Genomic DNA, 23,720 nt, shown 5'->3' with positions numbered 1-23,720 from the left:
TGCGACACCCCGTTTTTCTTGATTTGCAAAGACGCTACGTCGTTCCCCAAAAGCCTGCGACAGGCGGCGTCAGGACGCCGCGCTCACCTTTGACCCCGCCCGCGCGGTCGGCCGCGAGCCAAAGCGGCCCGTCGAGATCGACGAAGGCCGACTGCGCCGCGACGATCAACGCCGGGGCGATCGACAGCGACGAGGAAATCATGCTGCCGGTCATCACGCCCAGCCCCGCCGCCGCGGCGGCATCGGCGAGCGCGAGCGCGCCGGTTAGCCCCCCCGTCTTGTCGAGCTTGATATTGATGACCTGATATTTGCCGGCAAGCGCGCCAACGTCGCCCGCGACATGCGCCGATTCATCGGCGGCAATCGGCACGAGCGACCCAAAGCCTTCGAGCGCATCGTCGTCGCCCGCCGGCAGCGGCTGTTCGAGCAGGTCGATGCGAAGTTCGGCCAGCAAGGGTTGCAGGCGTTCGACCTCTGCAATCGTCCAGCTTTCGTTGGGATCGACGATGATCCGCGGCGTCGGCGCCGCATCGCGCACGGCCCGGATTTGCGCGGCGGGATCGGAACGATCGACCTTGATCTTGATCAGCGGGACATCGGCCAAGGCGCGCGCGGAAGCCGCCATTGCCTGGACCGTGTCGAGGCTGACCGTAATCGCAGTGGGCGTCGGCCCAATGGCGGGTCGGCCGAGCCGTTCGGTGACACTGCGCCCCGACAATTTGCTTTCAAGATCCCACAACGCGCAATCGACCGCGTTGCGCGCGGCACCGGCGGACATGATCGTCAGCAGATCGTCGCGGGTCGCGCCGTCGGCGATCGCGCCGCGCGCCGTCGCGATATCGTCGAGCGCGCCCGCGATCGTTTCATCATAGCGGAGATAGGGCACGGCCTCGCCGCGCCCGGTGGCGCCGTCGGCCGCAATCTCGACGGTGATGACATCGGCCACCGTCTTCACCCCCCGCGAAATGCGGAAAGGTTGCGCTAAAGGGAAAGCGTCGCTTCGCGCGACGACGGTTCGAAGCATGTATTGATCCTGTCGATGATGGGGTCCACCCCATGAGCAAAGGGGTCGGTGCAGGGCAGCCCGAGCAGGTCGGACGTTTCGGCGCACAGGCGCAAACCTTCTTCTGGCGAAAGTTTCGACGTGTTGAGCGCGACACCGACGGCCTGCACTTGCGGGCTGGTCAGCCGCGCCACTTGCAAATTGGCGGCCAGCGTTTCCTGAAGCCCCGGCATCGGATAATGCGGCAGGCCGCGCATATGCGGGCGCACGGGATCGTGGCACAGCAACAATGCATCGGGCTGCGCCCCGTGTAGCAGGCCGGTCGACACACCCGCGAAAGAGGGGTGGAAAAGCGACCCCTGCCCTTCGATCAGGTCCCAGCCATCGTCGTTGCGGTCGGGCGAAATCTGTTCGATCGCGCCCGAGATGAAATCGGCGATCACGGCATCGAGCGGCACGCCGCTGCCCGCGATCAATATCCCGGTCTGTCCGGTCGCGCGAAAATCGGCTTTCATGCCGCGCGCGCGCATTCCCTTTTCGAGGCACAATGTCGCATACATCTTGCCGACCGAACAATCGGTCCCGACCGCCAGCAACCGCTTGCCGAGGCGCGGCTTGCCATTGCCGATCGGAATGTCGGGGCGCGGATCGCGCACATCGTGCAGCTGACGGCCATGGCGCGCAGCGGCCGCGACCAAGGCAGGTTCGTCGCGCAGGCGATTGTGCAGCCCGGACGCAATGTCCAGCCCCGCCTCGATCGCGGCCAGCGCATCGCGGACCAGATCGTCGCCCATTTTGCCGCCGGCATTGGCGATGCCCAGCACCAGCGTTTTCGCGCCCGCGGCGACCGCTTCGGCAAAACCCATCCGGGGCAGGCCAAGCGTCAGTGCGCAGTCGTCGTGGCGAAACTCGCCGACGCATTCGTCGGGCCGGAACACCGCCAGGCCGCGCGACGTCTTGATGCCGACTTCGTCGTTCACATGGCCGAGGTAGAGAAGATAGGGACTGGCGATCATGAAAGGCCTCTCAGGTGGGGGACGCCATCATCATGCGAGAAGTTCGGCATTGATGCGCCTTCAAAGACGATGCGGAACTATAGCTGAAAGTTATATGGCGAGCGATGCCATCGTCGCCGCGCTTGACGCGCCGCCCCGCCTTGCAGAGGATTGCACGCTTGGGGTCGGCGTCAACAAGATCGGGGCACATGGGTCGATGAGAGGGTTTGTTCGCCGCGTTGCAGCGGCGCCGTTGCAATATGAAATGGCCGGCCGGGGCGCGTGGATCGGGGCGATGGCGTGACCGCGTCCGCGATCGAGGGCCATGCCCTGGCAGGGACGATGGCCGCCGACGCGCTGGCGGGCGGGCGCGACGCGTCCCCCAGGCCGTCGGCACGCCGCCTGCTTGGGCTTTACCTGCTCCTCGGCTTTTCGGCCGGGCTGCCCTTTTACATGTTCAACGCCGTGCTGACGTTGCGCCTTGCGCGGCACGGGGTCGATATCGTGATTATCGGCTTCTTTGCGTGGATCGCGCTGTTGCCGACCTTCAAATTTGCCTGGGCGCCGCTGATCGAGCGGTATGACATCCCCGGTTTCGCGCGCTTCTGGGGGCGACGGCGCGGGTGGATCATGCTGTCGCAGCTCGGTATTTTTACCTCGATGGTTGCCATGGCGTTCACGTCGAGCGACGCGAGCCTGCCGCTGACCGCACTGTTCGCGATCCTGCTCGCCTTCTGGACGACGACATTGGAAGTGGCGGCCGACGGCTGGCGCATCGAACTCGCCCCGACGCAGGCCGAACAGGCACCGATCGTCGCCGCAAACCTGTGGGGTTATCGCAGCGCAATGGTCGCGGCGGGCAGCGGCGCGATACTGGTCGCAGCATGGGCGGACTGGACTTGGGCCTATCTGGTCATCGCGGTGGCCGCCTTTGCGCCCTTCCCCATCCTCGCCGCGATGCGCCCCGAACAGGACGGCGCGCCGGGCCGTGTGCGCGCGCTGCTGCGCGGATCGCTCGCCAGCCTTGCCATTCTGCTGGCGGCGGCACTCGTCACCGCAGCGGTCGGCTGGGCTTTGCTTTCCGCCGTGCAGGGCGCAGGTTTTTCGGCGAAGACCAATGTGACGCCGATCGTCCTTGCCATCGCCTTGTTGCCCTTTACGGCGCTGGCGCTCGCCCTGCCGCGCATCCGCCGCCTGCCGTCCGGTCCCCCGGCGACCATGTCCAGCTTCGCCGCGCCCTATGTCGAGCTGTTCTGGCGCTATGGCTATGCCGTGCTGGCGGTCCTCGCCTTTGTTTCGCTCTATCGCATGGGCGACGTGCTGACGCTGACCCTGTCGCATCCGCTGTGGAACGAGGCGGGATACAGTCTGGAGCAGATCGGCTTTGCCGACGGCGTCGTCGCGCTTTCGGCCAGCATGGCTGGCGTCGCGCTGGGCGGCTGGCTGTCGACGCGCTGGTCGCTCGGCTGGACGCTGGGCACCGGCGCGGTGACCGCAGCGGCGGGCAACTGGATCTATGTCTGGCTCTGGCACAGCGAGCCATCGTCCTTCGTGCTCTATACGTCCGTGGCGGTGGACCAGTTCGGCAACGGCTTTGCGGGGGCGGTTTTCGTCGTCTATCTCTCGATGCTGGTCAGTCCGACCTACCCCGGCGCGCAATATGCGCTGCTGTCGGGTTTCGCCTTCCTGCTGCCCCGCCTGCTCGCGGGTGCATCGGGGTCGATGCAGACGCAGATCGGTTACGACGGCTTTTTCCTGCTTTCGGGGGCACTCAGCTTCGCAGCCATTTTCCTGTTGCCCATCATAACCCGCGTCAAGGGGCGCCCGGCGCCATGAGGGTCGATGCGATCTGCGAGCGGGGTTTCGCGCCGGCGCTGGAAGCGGTGGAGCGCAGCCGGATTCCCGGCGCGATGCTGGGCGTGGTCCGGGCCGACGGTGAAAGCGCCGTGCGCTTCGCCGGGATGGCGGCGCTGGTCCCCGAACGCGAGGCGCTGACACGCGACCACTGGTTCGACCTCGCCTCGCTCAGCAAGGTGATCGCGACGACGACAATGATCCTGACGCTCGCCGAACAGGGTCGCATCGACATCGACCGACCGCTGACCGACGCGATCCCGGACCTGCGGCAATATGACGTCGCCGGCGCGGCCGAGCGGCGGCTGACGTTCCGCGACTGCCTGATGCACCGGACATTCCTGCCCGCGGTCGAGCCGATCTACACCTATGGCGGCGATCCGGCGCGGCTCCGCGCCTTTATCCTCCAACGCGAATGGCGGCATGGACCGCCGCTCTATTCGGACATCAATTACATGCTGCTCGGGATCGCGATCGAGCGCATCACCGGCGCGCCGCTGTCGGACTGGGCGTTTGGCGAGGGGCTGGGATTTGGCCCGCCCCCCGGCCCGGCGGTCGCGACCGAATATTGCAGCTGGCGCGGGCGGGTGATGAAGGGCGAGGTGCACGACGAAAACGCCTTCGCGCTTGGCGGGGCGCCCGGCCACGCCGGGATGTTCGGCACCGTCGATGGTGTGCTCGGCTTTGCGCGCGCGCTGCTCGACGGTTCGATGCTGTCGCCTGCGATGCTGGCCGAGATACGCACCGCAGACGAGCGTCACCGCACCGCGGGCTGGGAACGCGCCTTTGCCGGATGGCACGGCGGCGACGCCTGTTCGGCGGAAACGATCGGCCACACCGGATTTACCGGCACCGGCCTCTGGATCGATTTCGAGCGCGGCCTGGCGTGGACCTTGCTGACCAATCGGGTCCATCCGACCCGGCATTTCGACAGCGGCATTGCCGCCCTGCGCCCCGCCGTGGGCGACCGCATCATCACAGCTTGGGACGAACAGGAATAATATGACGACATCGATCAAAGGCTTCGCATTTGCCTCTGCGCTCGCACTTTCGCTCGCGCTGACCACGGCCAACGCCCAGACGGCCCCGACCTTGGCGCCTGCACCGCTGCTGGCGGCGGTCGAACAGAAACTGGCGGAGGGACCGGCGGGCTCGCGGTTCGGGATGCTCGTCACGACGCTCGACGGCGAGGTGCTGGTGTCGATCGCGCCCGATCAGCGCTTCATCCCGGCGTCGAATACCAAGATGTTCACGACCGCCATCGCCTATGCCGAGCTGCCGCTGCTCCAGCGGACCGCGAAAGGCACCGGCGTCCGGCTCGAAACCGGCGGCGACGGTATGACCGACGTCGTGTTGCACGGCCGCGGCGACGCGCTGTTGTCGAGCGCCGACGACTGCAAGACCGACTGTTTGCAGACGCTGGCCGATGCCGTCGCGGCCCGCACGCGGCATGTCCGCAACATCATCGGCGACGACAGCTGGTTTCCCGACGAACGCTGGGGTCCGGGGATGAGCTGGAACAATATCCAGTCGCGTTACGGCACCGGCACATCGGCGCTGACACTCGACGACAATGAGCTGGTGCTGAAATTGACGCCGGGATCGGCCGGCGCGGCGCCGACGATCGAGGGGTCCGGCTATTTCACGGTCGATAACCGCATCGCCACCGTCGCCGGCAAAGCCGACGAGATCGAGACCTTTCGTATGCCGAACAGCCGCATCCTGCACCTGAGCGGCACCGTCGGCGCCGATGTCGCGCCGATGACGCTGCGCTATGGCATCGACGATCCGGCGCATTATGCGGCGTGGCGCCTGGGCGAATTGCTTCGCGCGCGCGGCGTCCGCGTCGATGGCGACATCGGCGTGCGTCACCGGCCGCTGACCGCCGCCGACGACCCGGACAATCGCAATGGCGCTCCGGCGGCCCTTCCGGCCGAACCCGCGATGCTCGCCGAGTTGCCGACGTCGTCGCTCGCCGAAAATATGGTGCGGATCAACAAGGAAAGCCAGAATCTCCACACCGAGCTGATGCTGCGGCGCGTTGCCCGGAACGCGGGCAGCGGCTCGATCGCCGACGGACAGGCGGTGATGCACAGGGTGATGGCCGAGGCCGGGCTGCCCAAGACCGGCTATCACTTCGCCGACGGGTCCGGCATGTCGAGTTATAACCGCATCAGCCCTCGCGCCGCCGTCGGATTGCTGCACTGGATCGCGCGCCAGCCGTGGGGGCTCGATTGGCGGGCGACGCTGCCGATCGCGGGCCGCGACGGGACGTTGCAAAGCCGGTTCAAGGGCACGATCCTGGAGGGCAAGCTGTTCGCCAAGACCGGATCGCTCAACGCTTCGCGCGCGCTGTCGGGGTATCTGACGACGCGCAGCGGAAAAACATTGATCTTTTCCGCGCTTGCCAACGATATGCCCGACGGCACCGACGGACAGGCCACCGCGGCGGTCGACCGCGCGCTGGTCGCGATCGCCGAAGCGCTTTAGGCAACGGCTTCATATCCGTTTGTGCCGAGCGAAGTCGAGACGCCAGTCAGGGTAGCATAAGGCCGAGGGGCATCTCGACTTCGCTCGATGCGAACGGATCGGCAGTGACTTCGTTCATCCCGCCACGGGCGTCAGCGTCAGCCGCGACGTGGCATGTCGGTCGACGGCCGCCTTGCTGAACCACAGCGGCTGCATCGCACCCGCCAGCCAGAAGGGATAGAAGTCGCGATAGTGCGGCGAGCGCGGGTCGGCCGACTGGCCGGGCAGCAGCAGGAAACGGCTGTTGTCCCACGCCCCGACGTCGGCGACGAACAGATAGCTGGCGCCGTGCGACACGTCGAACCCGCGTTTGGCGTTGAAACCGCGCGCCATCGGCGTCGTGCCGTCGCCGCCCGACCGGCCGCCCTCGATTTTCGGGAAGGCGGCCGCGATGGCGCGGTGCGATGCCGACAAAGAATGCGCGATCGTCACGCGGTGCAAGTCGCCCCAGCGCCACGCGGCGGGGTCGGGGCCGCCGAGTTCGACGGCTTTCGCCCACCCAGCGGCCAGCGCGCCGTCGACCAGCGCATCGCGCGCGGCGGCGGGGTCGTCGCCCAGACGCTTGTCGGGCGATGCCAGGATGCGCAGCATTTCCGACAGGTTGACAGACGGGATCAGGTCACGCGCCGCCGCCGGAACGATCCGGTCGTAAAAGGTCGCCGATAGCGACAGCATCACCATTTCATACAGCAGCGCGGCCGCACTGTCCGCCTCTATCCCGCAATCCCAGCGCCGAAGCAGCGCGGCCGCCTGAGCCGCGGCGCCGACCGATGGGCTGGCGGGGAGGAGTTTCAGCAAAGCGCGCGCCGGAAGCGACTGCACATCGTGCTGAAGTGCGATGCTGTCTTCGATCCGGTGCTTGGGCTGGGCGCGCAGAACCTCGGCAATCCGGTTGTAACGGAAAGGGTCGCTCCAGCTGAAACTGATGATCCGCTCGCGATATGGATAGGCTGGCGGCAGGTTCATCTGGTTGGCCGATGCGAACCAGCCTTCGCGCGGGTTATAGACGTGCGGCATGTCTTCGACCGGCAAGATGCCCGTCCAGTCGAAATCGCCGTCGCCGGGCGCCGGGAACAGTCCGTCGTGCCGGGGGCGCCGCGGGGTGAAGCCGATCGTCTGCCAGCCGGTATTGCCGTCGATATCGGCATAATGGAGGTTGGTCGGCGACACGTGCAGCTTGCACGCCTGCCGCAACGAGGCCCAGTCTTTCGACAGGTTGATCGCGATGATCGCGAACCGCTGGTTCGCGCCGGGCATCATGCTGACCGTGGCAAAGGCAACCGCTCGATTGCGCGTCGCATCCTGCGACACGATCGGCCGCCCCCCGGCGTAACGCAGCGTCACGCGCTCGGTCGGCGCGCCCTTCACCAAAATCTCGTCCTCGAACGTCTCGAACGCTTTCCACTCGCCCTTGTGCCAATATCGGCCGGGATCGCCGTCGCGGGTGCGCAGGATGAACAGGTCGGTCTGGTCGATGTGGAAATTCGTCCGGCCGAAGGCGAAACGATCGGTGTGCCCCTGCATGATACCGGGCAGCCCCGGTGCGCCTGCCCCGATCACGTCGAGCCCCGGCGCCGACAGATGACACATATGGCGCGGGTTGGCGCGCCCGATCCCCAGATGCGGATCATTGGCGAGGATCGGCCGCCCCGTCGCGCTGCGCGACGGCGCGATCGTCCACGCATTGCTGCCCAGCGCAAAACGGTCGGTCCAACGCGATTCGGCATCCAGATGCGCCTCCTGAACGGGGTCGAACGCCGCCGGGCGGTTTGCCGGGTCGAGCACGCCCAGGTCGGCGTCGCTCACCGCCGCGCAGTCGAGCCCATCGGGCACGGTAAAGGACCAGGCGGGGCGCAGCGGCACCATCAACTCGTCTGCGTCGAGCAGGCCGCGCGCCTGAAGCTGTGCCCGACGCACCTCGTCGTCGGCGTCGCCCATGCCGATGCCGCGGTTGCGGACGAAATCGGCGATGTCCCAGCGCAGCGGGCTGATCCCCAATATCCCATATTCGAGGGGCAGCTGACCGGGATCGGCCGCCAGTTCGTCGATCCGGGCGTTCACCCCGGCGACATAGCCGCGCGCGCATTCCAGCACGTCGGCCGGCAACGCCGCCAGTTCGGCCTCGACATCGCCGCGATACAGGAACAGCCGCGCCGCCTTGTCGGCGGCGACGAAACGGGGACCGAACGCCTCGGCCATCCGCCCCATGTCGCGGCGAAGCCCCATGTCTAGCTGGAACAGACGATCGCGCGCCACCAGATAACCCTGCCCGAAAAACGCATCGTGAAGCGACGCGGCGCGGACATGCGGCACGCCCAGTTCATCCTCGATCACCTCGACCGCTGCGCGCGCGCCGGACAGCCGCACGGCGCGGGCCGTCCCCTTCACCCTGGGTTTCGCAAGAAGGCTTCCGGGCATCGCGACAAGCGCGGCGGAAGCCAGCAGGAACGCACGGCGCTGGATCAAGGCGTCTCTCCGACTGAAAGGAAGTTAGCGAATGCAGGAGCCTATCGCACGATCGGGCGCCAAGGCCATAACAAGCACGCGGCGTCCTATAACTGCAAGCTATCGCCGCCCGCCCATGCCATCCGGCGGTCGACATTACTTCGAGCTATATATCCATATGTTCAGGTTATTAGCCTAGCTGTTGACCTGCTGTCGTCACCCTGTAACTTCGTTGTCACGGAACCAGCTGTCCGCGCGTCTCGGTCGTCGCGATGGCCGGGTCGGTACGACGAATATCACTAAAAACAAAAAGGCGGAACCAGCATCCGCCGAACGGTCAGGTGGGACAACAGGGTAAGCCAACCCGGCGCTGCGCCGGGCACGCCTTGGGCGGCGTGCGGCTCATCCCTTGGAAACAAAAAGGGGACTGATGAAATGCGTATTCGTGAACAATTTCGCCTGCCGTTGAGCCGCACGCGCCATTTCGGCGCGGCGATGAGCGCCATCGCGCTGGTCCAGGCCGCGCCCGCGCTGGCGCAGGAAACCGCGACCGTCGCGCCAGACAATGTCGAAGCAGCGCCCGGCGACCAGATCATCGTCACCGGCTCACGCGTCGCGCGCGACGGCTTCCAGGCGCCGACACCGCTGACGGTGCTGAGCGAAACCGAAATCGACGGCGGTTCGCCGACGAACAACATCGCCGATTTCGTCAACACGCTGCCCGCGCTGGCGGGGTCGACCCGTCCGTCCAACTCGCGCCTCAACATCTCCAGCGGACAGGCGGGGATCAACGCGCTCAACCTGCGGAACCTGGGCGCCGAACGCACGCTGATCCTGGTCAACGGGCGTCGCTCGGTGGGCTCGACGATCACCGGGCTGGTCGACATCAACACCATCCCGCAGGCGCTGATCTCCAGCGTCGAAGTGGTGAGCGGCGGCGCTTCGGCCGCTTATGGCTCGGACGCGGTCGCGGGCGTCGTCAACTTCGTCCTCAACAATAAATATGAAGGTCTGAAGGTCGAAGCCGACAGCGGCATCACCCAGGAAGGCGACGGTTTCAACTATTCGGCCAATATCGCCGCCGGGATGGCCTTTGCGGACGGGCGCGGCCATGTCCTGCTGAGCGGCGAGGTCGCCCATCGTGACGGCATTTTCGACGTCAACCGCGACTGGAATGCCACGGGCTTTGTCCGCATTACCAACCCCGACTACACCACGACGAACGGGCAACCGCAGTTCCTGATCCGTCGCCAGGTCGGCGCGGCAAACTCGGCGCCGGGCAGCCTGATCACCGGGTCGGCGGGCGGCACCGCCAACCGGCTGCGGGGGCTTTATTTCACCGAAAACGGCGCCATCAACCAGTTCATCTATGGGCCGCTGACCTTCCCTTCGCCGACGGGCTCGTCCCCGCCGACGCTGACCCAGGGCGGGTCGTGGCAGGTCAATGATTCGGGCCGCCGCATCGGCCTCGACCCGGAAGATGACCGTTACGGGGTTTTCGGCCGCGTCAGTTTCGAGATCAGCGACGGCATCGAACTGTTCGCCGAAGGCGCGTATAACCAGCAAAAGGTGCGGTTCAACGCCGGCCCCAACCTGCAAACCGGCATCCTCCTGAACGCCACCGGCTGCACCCAGACGCCTGTTCCGATCACCTGCAACGCCTTCCTGCTCAATGCGCTGGGCGCGGACCGGCTTCAAGGCATCACCAGCGTCACGATCGCCACGACGTCGGCCGACCTGCCCGGCCGCGGGATCGACAACAAGCGCAAGGTGCAGCGTTACCTGATCGGCGCCCAGGGTGATTTCGACGCGTTCGGCAAGACCGCGCGTTGGGACATTTTCGGCCAGTATAGCCGCGCCGAATTGCGCGAACAGCTGCGCGACATCCAGAATATCGCCCGGATCAACGCGGCCCGCGACGCCGCCTTTGCACCCGCGGGGAGCGGCTTTCCCGCCGGGTCGATCCAGTGCCTGATCAACGTCGACGCCGACCCCTTGAACAATGATTCGGCGTGCGTGCCGCTCAACCGTCTCGGCCTCGGCGTCGCCGACCCCGCGGCGATCGATTATGTGCTGGGCGATCCCTATCGCGACCAGGTGATCGAACAGACGGTGATCGGCGCCAACTTCTCGGCCACCCCGTTCGCAACCTGGGCGGGCGACGTCAGCGTCGCGATCGGCGCCGAATATCGCAAGGAAGAGGTCAAGGGGTTCGTCCCCGAAGAGTTCCAGCCGCTGCAACTCACCGATGCGAACGGAAATGTCACGGGTGCCCGCAACCTGTGGTCGGTGGGCAATTATCTGCCCAGCTTCGGGTCGTATGACGTCAAGGAAGCCTATCTGGAAACCGTGATCCCGCTCGGATTCGGCCTTGAATTCAACGGCGCCGTGCGCGCGACCGACTATTCGACCGCGGGCTATGTCACGACGTGGAAAGCGGGCGCGACCTGGCAGCCGATCGACGACATCCGGCTGCGCGTCACCCGGTCGCGCGACATTCGCGCACCCAATCTGAACGACCTGTTCCAGGCTGGCACCGCGAACAGCGATTCGGTCAGCAACCCCGGCTTTGTGAACGGCACCAGCCCGTCGTTCGTGCCCGCGGGACAGCCCGCGCAGTCGGGATACGCCTATTCGGGCTTTGCCACCGGCAACACCGCCCTGGGCCCGGAAAAGGCCGATCAGTGGAATGTCGGCGCGGTCTTTACGCCGACCTTCCTGCCGGGCTTCAACCTCGCGGTCGATTATTTCGATATCGAGGTGAACAGCGGGATCAGCACCTTCAGCGCGCAGCAGATCGTCAACCTGTGCTTCCTGGGCGAGGCGGCATTCTGTGACGCGATCACGACCGATCCCACCCGCACGCAGGAGCCGGCGCGTCCGTATCTGATCATCCGGACCCAGCCGTTCAACGCCGCGAGCCAGAAAGTCCGCGGCATCGACATGGATGCGTCCTATCGCATGCCGCTCGGCAACGGCGCCGTCACGCTTCGCGGTATTGCCACCCGCTATCTGGAAAATCGGTTCGACAGCGGCGTGCCCAACACCGTCGTGATCGACACGACCGGCGTCAACGGCGGCCAGTCGAGCACGCCGAAATGGATCTACCGCGTCAGCGCGTCCTATGATTCCGAAGATTTCGGCATCACCGCGATCGGCCGCGGCGTGAGTTCGGGCAAATATGTCGCCAACGGCATCGAGTGCCAGACGGGCTGCCCGACCTCGACGGTCAATGCGCCGACCTATGAAAGCAACAGCATCGATGGCGCATTCTATGTCGACCTGAACCTGACGCAGAAATTTTCCGGCAGCGGCGACACGCAGGGCGAGTTTTTCATCAATGTGAGCAACTTGTTCAACGCCGATCCGATCCTGCTGCCCGAAACCGGCCTGGCTGCGAACAGCACCTATTCGGACCTGCTCGGCCGCAGCTTCCGCGTCGGCGTACGCTTCAAGCTGAAATAACGACAAAGGCCCCCTGCGGCGTGATCGACACGCCGCAGGGGGCCTTTTTTTTGGCGAGCCAGTCGAACGTCGGCGCCCGGCTGAATGCCGATATTATCGCGGTGCAGCGAGCCTGATCGCCGCCCCGCCGCCCGGGGCGAGCCACAGCGTATAGCTGTCGCCCTTCTTCACCTTGATCGTTTCGTAAGCGATGCGGTGCCGCGCCTCGGTCAGATAGGTTGCGCCCTCGCCGTCCTTGTAAACCGTCGCGGTATAGGTCTTGCCCGCGTCGAGGAAATCGAAACGGAGGGTCAGCGTTCGCGGCGTCGCGTCGTTGACCCCGCCAACATACCAGTCCGCGCTGGCGCGGTCCTTGCGCGCGAAAATCGCATAATCGCCGACCGCGCCCGCGATCAGTTTGCTGTCGGCCCAGTCGGCGGGAACCTGCTTGATGAACGCCAGCTCGCGCGGGAATTTCTCCAGCGTCTCCGGAAAGTCGGCCGCCATCTGGATCGGCGAATAGATGGCAAGGTAAAGCCCAAGCTGTTTGGCAAGCGTCGACGCGAGCGGCGCCTTGTTCGCACCCTCCAGGCTCAGCACGCCGGGGGTGAAGTCCATCGGGCCCGACAGCATCCGTGTATAGACGAGCGTCGGTTCATGCTCGGGTCCGTTGGCGAAGGCGCCCCAGGCATTATATTCCATCCCGCGCGCGCCTTCGCGCGCGACCCAGTTCGGCCAGGTCCGACGCAAGCCCGTGTCCTTGACCGGCTCGTGCGGATTGACCGCGACATGATATTTCGCGGCGGTCTCGACGACCTTTTGATGATGCTGCACCTGGCGCTGGCCGTCGTGCCATTCCATGCGCGTCTCGCCCGGCGCATCGCCCGGCGCGATGATCCCGCCCGCGTCGGCGACATAGCCCGTCTTCACCGTGCCGACGCCCAGCCCGCCGTAAAGCTTCATCGCGTCGTCAAGCTGTGCCTCGTAAACCGCGATATTGCCGCCGGTTTCATGGTGGCCGACCAGCTGCACGCGCTTTGCCCGCGCATAATCGGTGACGGCTTTCAGGTCGAAGTCGGGTGTCGCCTCGGTGAAGCTATAGGCATCGCCATGGCCGAACCAGTTGCCGTTCCAGCCCTTGTTCCACCCCTCGACCAGCACGCCGCCAAAGCCATGTTTCGCGGCAAAATCGATCGTCGCCTTGGTGCGTTCGGTCGTGGCGCCATGCTTTGCCCCTTCGGCCCAGCTCCAGTCGCCGCGGATCATGCCCCACCAGATGCCGACATATTTCATCGGCTTGAACCAGCTGACATCGCCCAGCTTGTTCGGTTCGTTGAGGTTGAGTTCCAGATCGCTTTCGACCAGGCCGGCGGCATCGTCGGCGATGCGGATGGTGCGCCACGGCGTCGCGAACGGCAGGTCGCGCACGACGCGCGGCCCGCGCGACGACGGCGCCAGCGTTGCGCGAAACTTCTGCCCCTCGGCGCGCTTCAGCCACATGCCCGAATAGTCGACGAGCGCGGCTTCGTGGAGCGACAAATGCGTGCCGTCGTCGAGCCGCATCGTGATCGGCGTGTGCGCCGTGGCGATGGCGTCGATCGCCGTTTCCTGATACACCTGTTCGTACCGATTCCATTCGCCGCCCGGAATCCACCACGCCGTGCCTTTTGCCGCGATGTCGAATTCGGTGATCTCGTCCGCGATCTTCGCAGTCTTGAGCCCGTCCTGTTCGGGCAGTTCGTAACGAAAACCGAAACCGTCGTCGAACAGGCGAAAACGCACGTTCATCCGGTGCCCGCCCCAGCTGTCATTCTGGCGAAACCGGACAAGCAATTCATTGTGCTGGTCGCGCACAAAGCGGCGCTCGCCCCAGGGCAGTTCCCACCGCGTGTCGCTCTTTGCGCGTTCGGCGCTCTCGACCGCAAAGCCGCGCTGAAGCCCGATCCGGTCGGCCAGGATGAAGCCGAGCTTCGACGGCGCGATCAACAGCTTGCCCTTTCGCGACAACGACCAGGTCGGGCGCTGGTCATTGTCGGTCGCGACGGTCAGAATGATCGAACCGTCGGGCGAAGCCGCGGTGATCGGCGCCTCCTGCGCCGCGGCGGGGGCGGCCACAGCGGCGGCGAGGAGCAACAGATTCCGCATTATTTCATCACTTTCATATCGAGCCACAGCGCGCCCGCCGGCGGCAATTCATTCATGTCGGCGCCGTTCACCGCCAGCATCACGGCCGCGCCCGCGGTGTGCGCGGTCACCGCCACCGGCGCGGCGCCCAGGTTGAAGAGGCAGCGGATATGCTGCCCATCGACCACCCGGTCGAAACCGAGCAGTTCGCCCTCGCTTACCCAGCGCGCGTTTGCGCCCAGACGCAGCGCCGGGTTCGCCGCGCGCAGCGCAATCAGCCGCCGCGTATGCGCAAGCATCGAGCGCGGGTCGGCATCCTGCCGGTCGACCGCGAGCGCGGGATGCTCCGCCCCCAGCGGCAGCCATGGTGCGGTGTCGGAAAAACCGGCATGTGCCGCCCCCGCGACCCACGGCAAAGGCGTCCGTGCCCCGTCGCGCGACAGCGTCAGCGGCCAGTTCTTCAGCGCCTCGGGATCCTTCACCAGCTCGAAGGGAATGTCGACCTGGTCGAGCCCGAGTTCTTCGCCATTGTAGAGGATGATGCTGCCGCGCAGCGCGCACAGCAAGGCCATCTTCATCCGCGCGAAGGCGCCGGGCGCTACAGCTTGCGGGGTCCAGCGCGACACCGCGCGCGGCGCGTCGTGATTCTCGAACGCCCAGCTCGGCCAGCCCACCCCCGGCGTGTCAGGCCACGCATCGGCGGCTTCGCGCACCAGTTTCGGCGTCAGGCGGTCGGCGTAGAGAAAGTTGAAGCCATAGGCGCTGTTCAGCCGCCCCTCGCCCGCCGTGAAGCTTTTCATCTCGCGTAGCGCGTCGTCGCCGCCGACTTCGGCGACGGTGAAGCGGCCCGGATATTGGTCGGTCAGCGCGCGGATGCGTTCGAGGAACAGCGGAATGTCGGGATGCGACTGATTATAGATTTTCTGCTGGAAATCGAATGGCCGCGTGCGCGGCTTGTTCGACGGCGGCGCGGGCGGATTGTCGCGCAAGTCGGGATCGTGCATCGAAAAATTGATCGCGTCGATACGGAACCCGTCGACCCCGCGGTCGAGCCAGAACCGCACGACGTCGAGCAGCGCATCCTGCACCGCGCGCTTGTGGACATTGAGCTGCGGCTGGCTCGTCAGGAAATTGTGCAGATAATATTGGCCGCGCCGCGCGTCCCAGGTCCACGCCGGGCCGCCGAACACCGATTGCCAGTTGGTCGGCGGCGATCCGTCGGGTTTCGCATCGGCCCACACATACCAATCGGCCTTGTCGCCATGCTTGCCCGCGCGGCTGTCGGCGAACCAGCGATGCTGGTCGGACGTGTGCGCAAAGACCAGGTCGGTCGTGACCTTCAGGCCCAGCGCGTGGGCCTTTTCGATCAGCGCATCGAAATCGGCGAGCGTGCCGAAAATGGGATCGACGTCGCAATAATCGGCGATGTCATATCCGAAATCGTCCATCGGCGACGGGTAAAAGGGCGACAGCCAGATCGCATCGACGCCAAGCGACGCGATATGGTCCAGCCGCGCCGTGATGCCGGCCAGATCGCCGATGCCGTCGCCATTTGAATCGGCGAAACTGCGAGGATAGACCTGATAGATCGCCGCGCCCTTCCACCACGGCGCGGCGGTTTCGGTTGCGGTCTGGTCCTGAACGAGGGGGCTGTTCGTGATCACGCGTGCTTTCGCTTATTCGCTGGCCTGGCAGATGGCGGTGCCAAAGGCGGGGAGGGAAAGATGGAGGCTGCCCGGCGCAGCAGGCCTTGCCGGGCAATCGCCATGAAGCGCGGTAAAGCCCGCGCTTTTCATATCGATGGCAATATGCGCCGACAGCGGCGCCGCGGAGCTGTTGAACGCCAGCACCAGTTCGCGCCCGGTGTCGGGATCGAAGCGCGACACCGCGAGCAGTCCCGGCTTTTCGGAAAAGGCCCGGACCTTCGTTGCGCCGCGCGTCAGCGCCGGCGTTTTGCGCCGGATGTCAGTCAGCGCGGCAATATGGCGATACAGCGGATGCGCCGGATCGAAATTGGCGGTCGCGGTCGTCGCGTCGGTGCCGATCAGGTCGTTGTCGTTATAGAGTGCGACCTGGGACGCGAACATATCCTCGCGCGCCAGCTGGTCGTTGCCGTCCGAGACGAACCCCTGTTCGTCGCCATAATAGATCGTCGGAACCCCGCGCAGCGTCAGCAGCATCGAATGGCCGAGCATCACGCGCGCGAGCAGTTCGGCTTCGCTCGCATCGGGGTTGGCCTGTTTCACGAACATCGCGAAGCGCCCCATGTCGTGATTGCCAAGGAAGGTCGGAAGCCCGAGCGCCGCCGCCGCGCCACCCTTGTAAAGCAGGTCGCCATCGAACAGCCGCGCAAACTGGTCAGTCCCCTTCGTTCCGCTGACCGCGTCGATCGCCGCGCGCGCGAATCCGAAATCGAGCACCGCGGGAAGGCCCGCCGCATGTGTGTACCAGGCGAGCGCGCCGGGATCGACCGCATCGACATAGACTTCGCCGAAGATATGGAAGTTGGGAATGCCCCTCGCCTTCGCCCGCGCCTGCATCGCGGGGACGAACGCCTGCCAGAATTCGGGGTTTACATGCTTGGCGGTATCAATGCGAAAGCCGTCGATGCCAAAATCGTCGATCCAGCGGCCATAGATGTCGATGAAGCCCGCAACGACGCGCGGATGTTCGGTGGCAAGATCGTCAAGGCCCGCAAAATCCCCATAAAGCGCGGATTCCCCGACCCAATTGCTGTTGCCCCGATTGTGATAATAGATCGGGTCGTTGAGCCAGGCCGGCGTCTTGGCATTTTCCTCCCCCGCCGGGACCACAGGGGTATAAGCGAAGGCGGGATTGGTCAGTTTCTGCCAGTTCGCCGTATCGGCGACCTGATCGCCAGCAAAGCCCGGATTGATCGGCGCCCCGCCGACCCCGCCCCGCCGCGAAAAAGGATAATCGGCAAGCGCCCGATAGGGAAAAGCTTCCGCCGCGCCCTCCTTGTACCGGATCACGTCGGCGGTGTGGTTGGTGATGATGTCCATATAGACCTTCATCCCGCGCGCGTGCGCCGCATCGACGAAGGCCTTGAACTCTGCGTTCGATCCGAAGTGCGGATCGACGCGCGTAAAGTCGGTGACCCAATAGCCGTGATAACCGGCGCTCTCGTCGCCCTTCGGTCCCTGCACCGGCTTGTTCTGGAACACGGGCGCAAACCAGATCGCGGTCGCGCCCATCCCCTGGATATAATCGAGGCGCTTGGTCAGGCCGGCAAGGTCGCCGCCATGGTAAAATCCCTTCGCCGCCGGATCATGGCCGGTGACGAGCCGGTCGCCCTTCAGCCCGCCCCTGTCGTTCGACCGATCGCCATTCTCGAACCTGTCGGGCAACACGAAATAGATGACCTCGTCGGTCGCCGGCCGCGCGCGCACCGCCGCCTCGTCGGCCTGCGCGGGAAGCGACGCGAGCAGCAGAGCGAGCGAGGCGAAACGGCGGATCATGCGGCGACTCCTGCGGCGGGACGGGTGGCGGCGAGAAAGGCGTCATAATCCTGCATCGCGGCGACCTCGCGCTCGATCATCAGTGCGATGCCCGCCATATATTGGGCGATTTCGGTGTCACCGATGCCATCGGCGATCGGGTGCCATCGGCGCGGTTCGATCCCCTGTCCGACCAGCACCTGGAGCCAGCCGGATTCGGTGAACAATTCCTCATGCTCGCGGAAGATCAGGCCCTGCGCGCGGAACAGCTCGATCTTTGCGGCCAGCGTATCGGGGATCGGCATCGCCGCGCGGTCCTGCCAATAGGGGGTATCGCGCCGCTCGGTCGCCTTGAAATGCAGGATGATGAAATCGCGGATGCGCTCCCACTCGAAATCGCTCTGCCGGTTGAACTCGGCCGCGACGGCGGGGTCGGCAACGCCCGCGGGAAGCATTTTCAACAGCCGCGAGATGCCCGACTGGACAAGATGAATGCTCGTCGATTCGAGCGGTTCCATGAACCCGCTGGCAAGGCCGAGCGCGACGACATTGTGGTTCCACATCCGGCGCCGCTTGCCACTGGTAAAGCGCAGCCGGTTCGGTTCGGCATGCACAGGGCCGTCGAGATGCGCGAGCAGGGTGTCGATCGCCGCATCGTCGGACAGATGCGCCGACGAATAGACATAGCCGTTGCCGATCCGGTGCTGAAGCGGGATGCGCCACTGCCACCCGGCGTCGCGGGCAGTTGCACCCGTCCAGGGCAGTTGCGGCGCCGCGCCATGTGCGCACGGCACGGCGACCGCACGATCGTTGAGCAGCCAGCCTGACCAGTCGTCATAGCCGGTTGCCAGCGCGCCCTCGATCAGCAGTCCGCGAAAGCCCGAACAGTCGATGAAGAAATCGCCGTCGACGGCGCGCCCGTCGGCGAGCGTCACGCCGGCAACATCGCCCGTCTCGCCGTCGCGGCGAACCCCGGCGACCTTGCCCTCGATCCGTTCGACCCCCGACGCCTCGGCACGGCGGCGCAGATAGGCGGCGTAGAGCGCCGCGTCGAAATGGAAGGCGTAGGGCATGTCATGGAGATAGGCGGATGTCCGCGGGCTTCCCCGCTGCATCCGCCGCGCGCGCGCGGCCTGTTCGTTCAGCGAATAGGCACCAAGCTCTTGCGCTGCACCCAGGTCGCGCGCGCGAAGCCAGTAATGCTGGAATTCGAGCAGGCCCAGGCCGCGCCCGATCGCGCCAAAGGCGTGCATGTACCGATGCCCCGGCCGCGTCCAGTCGGCAAATTCGATCCCCAGCTTGATCGTGCCCTGTGTTGCGGTCAGGAATTCATCTTCGTCGATCCCCAGCGCATCGTTGAACAGGCGGATCTGCGGAATCGTCGCCTCGCCGACGCCCACCGTGCCGATATCGTCGGATTCGATCAGTTGGACCGACCAGCCATCGGGCATGAAGCGACGCAAGCAGGCCGCGGCCATCCAGCCCGCCGTTCCGCCACCGATGATGATCAACCGCATAGGGTTCATGGGATCAGCCTGCGACCAGTTGAGCAGCAAAAGCGTGGGGCGGCAAGCGCGCCGCCCCACGAGGGAGGACTCAGAATTTGAACGACGCGCCCGCGAGGAAGCGGCGGCCATAAACCTGATAGTCGATCACCGCGCGGCTATCGCGCGGATCGTCGGTGACAAAGGGTTCGTCGGTCAGGTTCTGGCCCTGCACAAAGATCGACAGGCCTTCGAGCGTGCTTCCCGGTTGGAAGTCGTAACCAAGCTGGGCGTCGACAATCGTTTCGGCGCGCGCGCGGCGCCGGACGCGAACGCCGCCGAAACCCGACAATTCGCCGATGAAGCTCGACCGATAACGCGCGCTGACGCGGGCGTTGAATCCCGATTTCTCGAAATAGGCGGTGCCGTTGGCGACCCATTTGGAATAGCCGGGGATGTCCTCCGCCGGTGCGCCCGGCGTCGGCTCGATCTTCGTCTTGGTATAGGAAACCCCGCCGGTCACACCAAAGCCGTCGAGCGCCGCGGTAAAGGTGCTGAACGGCAGCGTGCCCGCAAATTCGGCGCCATAAATCTTGCCGCCCTCGCCGTTGATGGGAACATTGGCGGTGCCCATGTAATTGACGATGATCGGCAGGCCGTTGCCGTCATTGCCCGCCTCCGCCACCGGGTAACTCGAAAAATCGAACGGCACCGCCTGGTTGTAGATGTAGCTCTTCAAATCCTTGTAGAAGAGTTGCAGCGCGACATAGCCCGACGATCCGAAATATTTTTCGAGCGTCACGTCGGCGGCATTGGCGCGCCAGGGACGCAGGTCGGGATTGCCCGAATCGCCGCGCACCACCGCGCAGGTCCGTCCGGTCGGGCAGACCATGCCGCCCGGATCGCCGACGGTCGTGCCATAGCTCAGCGTCGCGCGCATGTCGTCGAGCCGCGGGCGGATGATTTCGCGTGCGACGCCGACCCGGATGACGAAGTCGCTCGCGGTGCGCAGCGACAGGTTCAGGCTGGGCAGCACGTCGAGGTAATCGGTGCTTTCGCGACGTGGAATTCCCTGGATATTCGGCGACCCATTGGGGTTGGTGCCGATGAAGGACGCGCTGGCGCCGCTCGAATTCTGGTCGGTGAAGATTGCCTGGACGCCGAAATTGCCCGTCAGCTGCGACGACCCCATTTCATGGTCGATATTCGCCTGCAAATAGGTCGTCATCAGCTTTTCGCTGACATCATAGGCCTTCACGACAACATCGCCATAGGGGTTCGGCACCAGCTGATAAACGCCGCCCGCGATCAGGTCGCGCGGGTCATAGCTGACCACCGGACCCAGCCCAAGATAGGAGAGGTTCGTCGTGCCAAGGCGATATTGATCGGGGATCGGCACGCTCGTCAGCCCGTCGGTGTTGTCGACAAGGCCCAGAAATGCTTCGTCGGGGGTCAGGCTCTTTTTGCGATCGGTGTAATTGGCACCGAACTGCACCGATTTGAGGAAGCCTTCGAGCTCGCGCTCGATTTCGACGCGATATTGCCGCAGCTCGTCCTTGATGATGCGATTGTTGTAATAGCCGTCCTGCCCGCCGCGAATACGCCGGCCGTCGACCGACGTCTGGTCGCCGCCCCAGCCCAGCGGACTGGTCAGCTGGATCAGGTTGTAATCGCCATAGTTGAGCATGGGCGAGAAGAGGGTGCCGTTGATGTCGCTCGTGAAACCGATGGTGTCCGTCGCCCCGACGCCCGCACCGCGGCCCGTCCCCGCATTGCTTTCGACGATCAGTTCGTTGCGGTCGGTTTTCGACAGGCTGATGTCGAACGTCGCGTTCCAGCCATCATCGCCTTCCCAGCGATTGTTCCAGCCAAAGCTGTAGAGCTTTGCCTTGCGCTCGAACACGTCGTTGCGCACCACGCCCTCGACGCCCGTGAAGCGGCCCGATCGCGCGAAGACGAACTCGCCCGTTTCATCAATGTCATCGACGATCACGCCGGCGCCGCCGAACGCGAGCGGCAGTTCGATGCCGCGCTTGATCTGGTCGTCGCTGAAATCCGAATAAAAGGCATCGAGTGTCGAGGTAAAATTGGGGGTCGGGCGCCACTGGACCGTGCCTTGCAGGCCCAGACGCTTGAGCTGGGTCGAGGTCGCATAGCTTTTCGATCCGCCAATCACGACCGGGTTGGCCGCGGTGCCGTCACCGGCATAACCCCACGCATTGAATTCCTGGATCTGATAAGGTTCGTCGAGATAGCTCGCCGACAGCGCGATCCCCAGCGTGTCGTTCGCGAATTGATCGACGAAGGTGCCGTTGATGCGATAGCCGTATTTTTTCGACCCGGCGTTCAGCTTGCCCAGGTCGGCCCACGTCCCGCGGCCGCCGATCGAGATCACCCGCTTGCCATAATCGAGCGGCCGGATCGTGCGCAGATCGACGGTCCCCGACAGGCCTTGCCCGACGATCGACGCCATCGGCGTCTTGTAGACGAGCACCTGGTTGACGACTTCGGACGGATATTGGTCATATTCGACCGCGCGATTGTCGCCGGTCGAGGTCTGCTCGCGCCCGTTGAGCAGGGTGGTCGAAAAGTCGGGCGCGAAACCGCGGATCGAGATGGCGTTCGAGCGGCCCGAAACGCGCTGCGACGTCAGGCCGGGCAGGCGCGCGATCGCCTCCGCGATCGAGGCGTCGGGCAGCTTGCCGATATCTTCCGCCGAAATCGATTCGACCACCTGGTCGCGGTTCTTCTTGGCGTTCACCGCGCTCTGCAAGCTGGCGCGGAAACCCGATACGACGATCTCGTCCTCGCCGCTGCCTTCCTCGGCGACGGGCGCGGTTTCACTATCCTGCGCCATGGCGGCGCCGGGCACGAAAGCGGTCAGGGCAAGGCCGAGCGCGATGGCACTGGCGCCGCGGCGAAGGCTGGTGGTTCTGGTCATTCAAAGTCCCCTGCTGCGATGGGCGGTCGAACCCGAGCGACGGCAAAAGGGGGCGGCAATCGTGCCGCGCAGCATCCTCTCAACGAAGCGTGGGTTTTCCCATCTCGGCCTTGCAATTGGAACCAATCGGGCCATGGGACCATAGGGTATACGTATACGCATAATATGCGAAAGGGCGGCGGCCTTCCAAATCGGTCGTTTTCCGGCCGATCGCGACGCGCGTCGGCTTCATGCAAATTCTTGGCATCGACCGGACCAATCGCTAGTCTGCCCCATGCAGCGACCAGCGATAAGGCCGCCGCGACCGGGAGAGCAGCATGGGGCGACAGCCCTCCGCCAAGCCGACGAGCTTTGACATCGCCTATCTCGCGGGCGTGTCCCAACCCACGGTGTCGCGCGCGCTGCGCGGCAGCAAGTCGGTCAGCGCGGCGACCCGCGCGAACATCGAACGCATCGCGCGCGAACTCAACTACACCGTCGACAAAAACGCCTCCAGCCTCCGTTCACAGCGCACGCATACGCTGGCGCTGCTGTTTTTCGAGGACCCGACCCCCGACCAGTCGATGATCAATCCCTTTTTCCTGTCGATGCTCGGGTCGATCACGCGCCAGTGCGCGCTGCGCGGCTATGACCTTCTGATCAGCTTTCAGCAGATGCACAACGACTGGCACGTCGCCTATCAGGACAGCCACCGATCCGACGGCATCATCTTGCTCGGCTATGGCGATTACCAGCTTTATCGCTCGAAACTCGAACATCTGGTCGAAATGGATACCAAATTCGTCCGCTGGGGATCGGTGTCGGACGACAGCATCGGGCTGACCGTCGGATCGGACAATGTCGGCGCCGGAATGCAGGCGGGCCGGCACCTGATCGAAATCGGGCGGCGCACCATCGCCTTTCTTGGCGATGCATCGGACCACGCCCCCGAATTCCAGGACCGCTACGCCGGGCTGTGCCGGGCGATGGAGGGGGCGGGTCTGTCGCCCGATCCCGCGTTGCAGCGCGACGCAATCTCGTCGGAGGAATCGGGCCATGCCGCCGCCCGCGCGCTGCTGGCGAGCGGGCGCCCGTTCGACGCCATTTTCGCGGCGAGCGACCTGATCGCGATCGGTGCAATGCGCGCGCTGACCGAGGCGGGGCTCCGCCTGCCGCAGGACGTCGCGGTCATCGGCTTCGACGATATTCCGGCCGCCAACCTGACCTCGCCGACGCTGACAACGGTGATGCAGGACATGAAAAGCGCGGGCGAATTGCTGGTCGATGCGCTGCTGCGGCGTCTCGACAACCTGCCCGTCGAGCGCAGCGTCTTGCCGACGCGGCTGATCAAGCGGCAGAGCACGGCGGTCTAGGGTCAGGACCCTAGCCGCCCCCCTTCGGCCAACGTATTCGTATACGCAGCGGCCGCGCGGCTTGCCCTGCCTTGCCCCCGCGGCCATCGTC

14 protein-coding genes are annotated in these 23,720 nt (G+C 65.3%); 6 read left to right on the top strand and 8 right to left on the bottom strand.

Annotation, left to right across the window (positions count from 1 at the left end; all coding sequences use genetic code 11):
- Positions 1-34 precede the first annotated feature (34 nt).
- Both dgcA and dgcN read right to left on the bottom strand, forming a co-directional pair.
- The gene (gene dgcA, locus A3E77_RS01560; RefSeq protein ID WP_458574398.1) at positions 35-955 is read right to left on the bottom strand and encodes an N-acetyl-D-Glu racemase DgcA; all 921 of its coding nucleotides are present in this window, start codon (positions 953-955) and stop codon (positions 35-37) included.
- A 26-nt stretch (positions 956-981) separates the two neighbouring features.
- Positions 982-2,019, bottom strand: a complete 1,038-nt coding sequence (dgcN, locus tag A3E77_RS01555; protein WP_293643147.1) for an N-acetyltransferase DgcN — start codon at positions 2,017-2,019, stop codon at positions 982-984.
- Positions 2,020-2,113: 94 nt separating this feature from the next.
- Here dgcN and A3E77_RS01550 point away from each other — a divergent pair, with 94 nt between their 5' ends.
- From A3E77_RS01550 to dacB, 4 genes are read left to right on the top strand one after another with little or no spacing between them, the layout of a single operon-like run.
- Complete coding sequence (locus A3E77_RS01550) at positions 2,114-2,302, top strand: hypothetical protein (RefSeq protein WP_293643146.1); 189 nt, start codon at positions 2,114-2,116, stop codon at positions 2,300-2,302.
- On the top strand, positions 2,281-3,834 hold the full coding sequence (locus tag A3E77_RS01545; RefSeq protein ID WP_293643145.1) for an MFS transporter: 1,554 nt from the start codon (positions 2,281-2,283) through the stop codon (positions 3,832-3,834). The genes A3E77_RS01550 and A3E77_RS01545 overlap by 22 nt, the downstream gene beginning before the upstream one ends.
- On the top strand, positions 3,831-4,853 hold the full coding sequence (locus A3E77_RS01540) for a serine hydrolase domain-containing protein (RefSeq protein ID WP_293643144.1): 1,023 nt from the start codon (positions 3,831-3,833) through the stop codon (positions 4,851-4,853). Before A3E77_RS01545 ends, A3E77_RS01540 begins: the two co-directional genes overlap by 4 nt.
- Position 4,854: 1 nt before the next feature.
- Complete coding sequence (gene dacB / locus A3E77_RS01535) at positions 4,855-6,342, top strand: D-alanyl-D-alanine carboxypeptidase/D-alanyl-D-alanine endopeptidase (RefSeq protein WP_293643143.1); 1,488 nt, start codon at positions 4,855-4,857, stop codon at positions 6,340-6,342.
- Positions 6,343-6,456: 114 nt separating this feature from the next.
- Here the strand turns inward: dacB and A3E77_RS01530 are convergent, their stop codons facing one another.
- Complete coding sequence (locus A3E77_RS01530) at positions 6,457-8,847, bottom strand: penicillin acylase family protein (protein WP_293643142.1); 2,391 nt, start codon at positions 8,845-8,847, stop codon at positions 6,457-6,459.
- 414 nt (positions 8,848-9,261) lie between these two features.
- Between A3E77_RS01530 and A3E77_RS01525 the strand changes: the two genes are divergently transcribed.
- A complete protein-coding gene (locus tag A3E77_RS01525) occupies positions 9,262-12,291 on the top strand; it encodes a TonB-dependent receptor plug domain-containing protein (RefSeq protein ID WP_293643141.1) in 3,030 nt (1,009 codons plus the stop codon).
- Positions 12,292-12,384: 93 nt separating this feature from the next.
- Here A3E77_RS01525 and A3E77_RS01520 read toward each other — a convergent pair whose 3' ends face one another.
- The 5 genes from A3E77_RS01520 to A3E77_RS01500 form a co-directional block, all read right to left on the bottom strand.
- Complete coding sequence (locus tag A3E77_RS01520) at positions 12,385-14,415, bottom strand: glycoside hydrolase family 97 protein (RefSeq protein WP_293643140.1); 2,031 nt, start codon at positions 14,413-14,415, stop codon at positions 12,385-12,387.
- Positions 14,415-16,058, bottom strand: coding sequence for an alpha-amylase family glycosyl hydrolase (locus tag A3E77_RS01515; RefSeq protein WP_293643139.1), 1,644 nt, complete (start codon positions 16,056-16,058; stop codon positions 14,415-14,417). The genes A3E77_RS01520 and A3E77_RS01515 overlap by 1 nt, the downstream gene beginning before the upstream one ends.
- 12 nt (positions 16,059-16,070) lie before the next feature.
- On the bottom strand, positions 16,071-17,873 hold the full coding sequence (locus tag A3E77_RS01510; protein WP_293643138.1) for an alpha-amylase family glycosyl hydrolase: 1,803 nt from the start codon (positions 17,871-17,873) through the stop codon (positions 16,071-16,073).
- Positions 17,870-19,378 (bottom strand): tryptophan halogenase family protein, encoded by a 1,509-nt coding sequence (locus A3E77_RS01505; protein ID WP_293643137.1) that lies wholly within the window; start codon positions 19,376-19,378, stop codon positions 17,870-17,872. Before A3E77_RS01505 ends, A3E77_RS01510 begins: the two co-directional genes overlap by 4 nt.
- A 70-nt stretch (positions 19,379-19,448) precedes the next feature.
- Positions 19,449-22,277, bottom strand: coding sequence for a TonB-dependent receptor (locus A3E77_RS01500; protein WP_293643136.1), 2,829 nt, complete (start codon positions 22,275-22,277; stop codon positions 19,449-19,451).
- A gap of 317 nt (positions 22,278-22,594) precedes the next feature.
- Between A3E77_RS01500 and A3E77_RS01495 the strand changes: the two genes are divergently transcribed.
- On the top strand, positions 22,595-23,629 hold the full coding sequence (locus A3E77_RS01495) for a LacI family DNA-binding transcriptional regulator (protein ID WP_293643135.1): 1,035 nt from the start codon (positions 22,595-22,597) through the stop codon (positions 23,627-23,629).
- The last annotated feature ends 91 nt before the right edge of the window (positions 23,630-23,720 follow it).

Source organism: Sphingopyxis sp. RIFCSPHIGHO2_12_FULL_65_19, from assembly GCF_001830555.1.
GTDB lineage: Bacteria > Pseudomonadota > Alphaproteobacteria > Sphingomonadales > Sphingomonadaceae > Sphingopyxis.
The sequence above is the reverse complement of the archived record's forward strand: the minus strand, read 5'-3'. Positions and strand labels throughout refer to the sequence as shown.

Bases quoted from the DNA above. Each gene is read 5' to 3' on its own strand.
- A3E77_RS01505 (WP_293643137.1), bottom strand. From the start codon at position 19,378: ATGAACCCTATGCGGTTGATCATCATCGGTGGCGGAACGGCGGGCTGG.
- A3E77_RS01495 (WP_293643135.1), top strand. From the start codon at position 22,595: ATGGGGCGACAGCCCTCCGCCAAGCCGACGAGCTTTGACATCGCCTAT.
- A3E77_RS01525 (WP_293643141.1), top strand. From the start codon at position 9,262: ATGCGTATTCGTGAACAATTTCGCCTGCCGTTGAGCCGCACGCGCCAT.
- A3E77_RS01500 (WP_293643136.1), bottom strand. From the start codon at position 22,277: ATGACCAGAACCACCAGCCTTCGCCGCGGCGCCAGTGCCATCGCGCTC.
- dacB (WP_293643143.1), top strand. From the start codon at position 4,855: ATGACGACATCGATCAAAGGCTTCGCATTTGCCTCTGCGCTCGCACTT.
- A3E77_RS01540 (WP_293643144.1), top strand. From the start codon at position 3,831: ATGAGGGTCGATGCGATCTGCGAGCGGGGTTTCGCGCCGGCGCTGGAA.
- A3E77_RS01550 (WP_293643146.1), top strand. From the start codon at position 2,114: ATGGCGAGCGATGCCATCGTCGCCGCGCTTGACGCGCCGCCCCGCCTT.
- A3E77_RS01510 (WP_293643138.1), bottom strand. From the start codon at position 17,873: ATGATCCGCCGTTTCGCCTCGCTCGCTCTGCTGCTCGCGTCGCTTCCC.
- dgcN (WP_293643147.1), bottom strand. From the start codon at position 2,019: ATGATCGCCAGTCCCTATCTTCTCTACCTCGGCCATGTGAACGACGAA.
- A3E77_RS01520 (WP_293643140.1), bottom strand. From the start codon at position 14,415: ATGCGGAATCTGTTGCTCCTCGCCGCCGCTGTGGCCGCCCCCGCCGCG.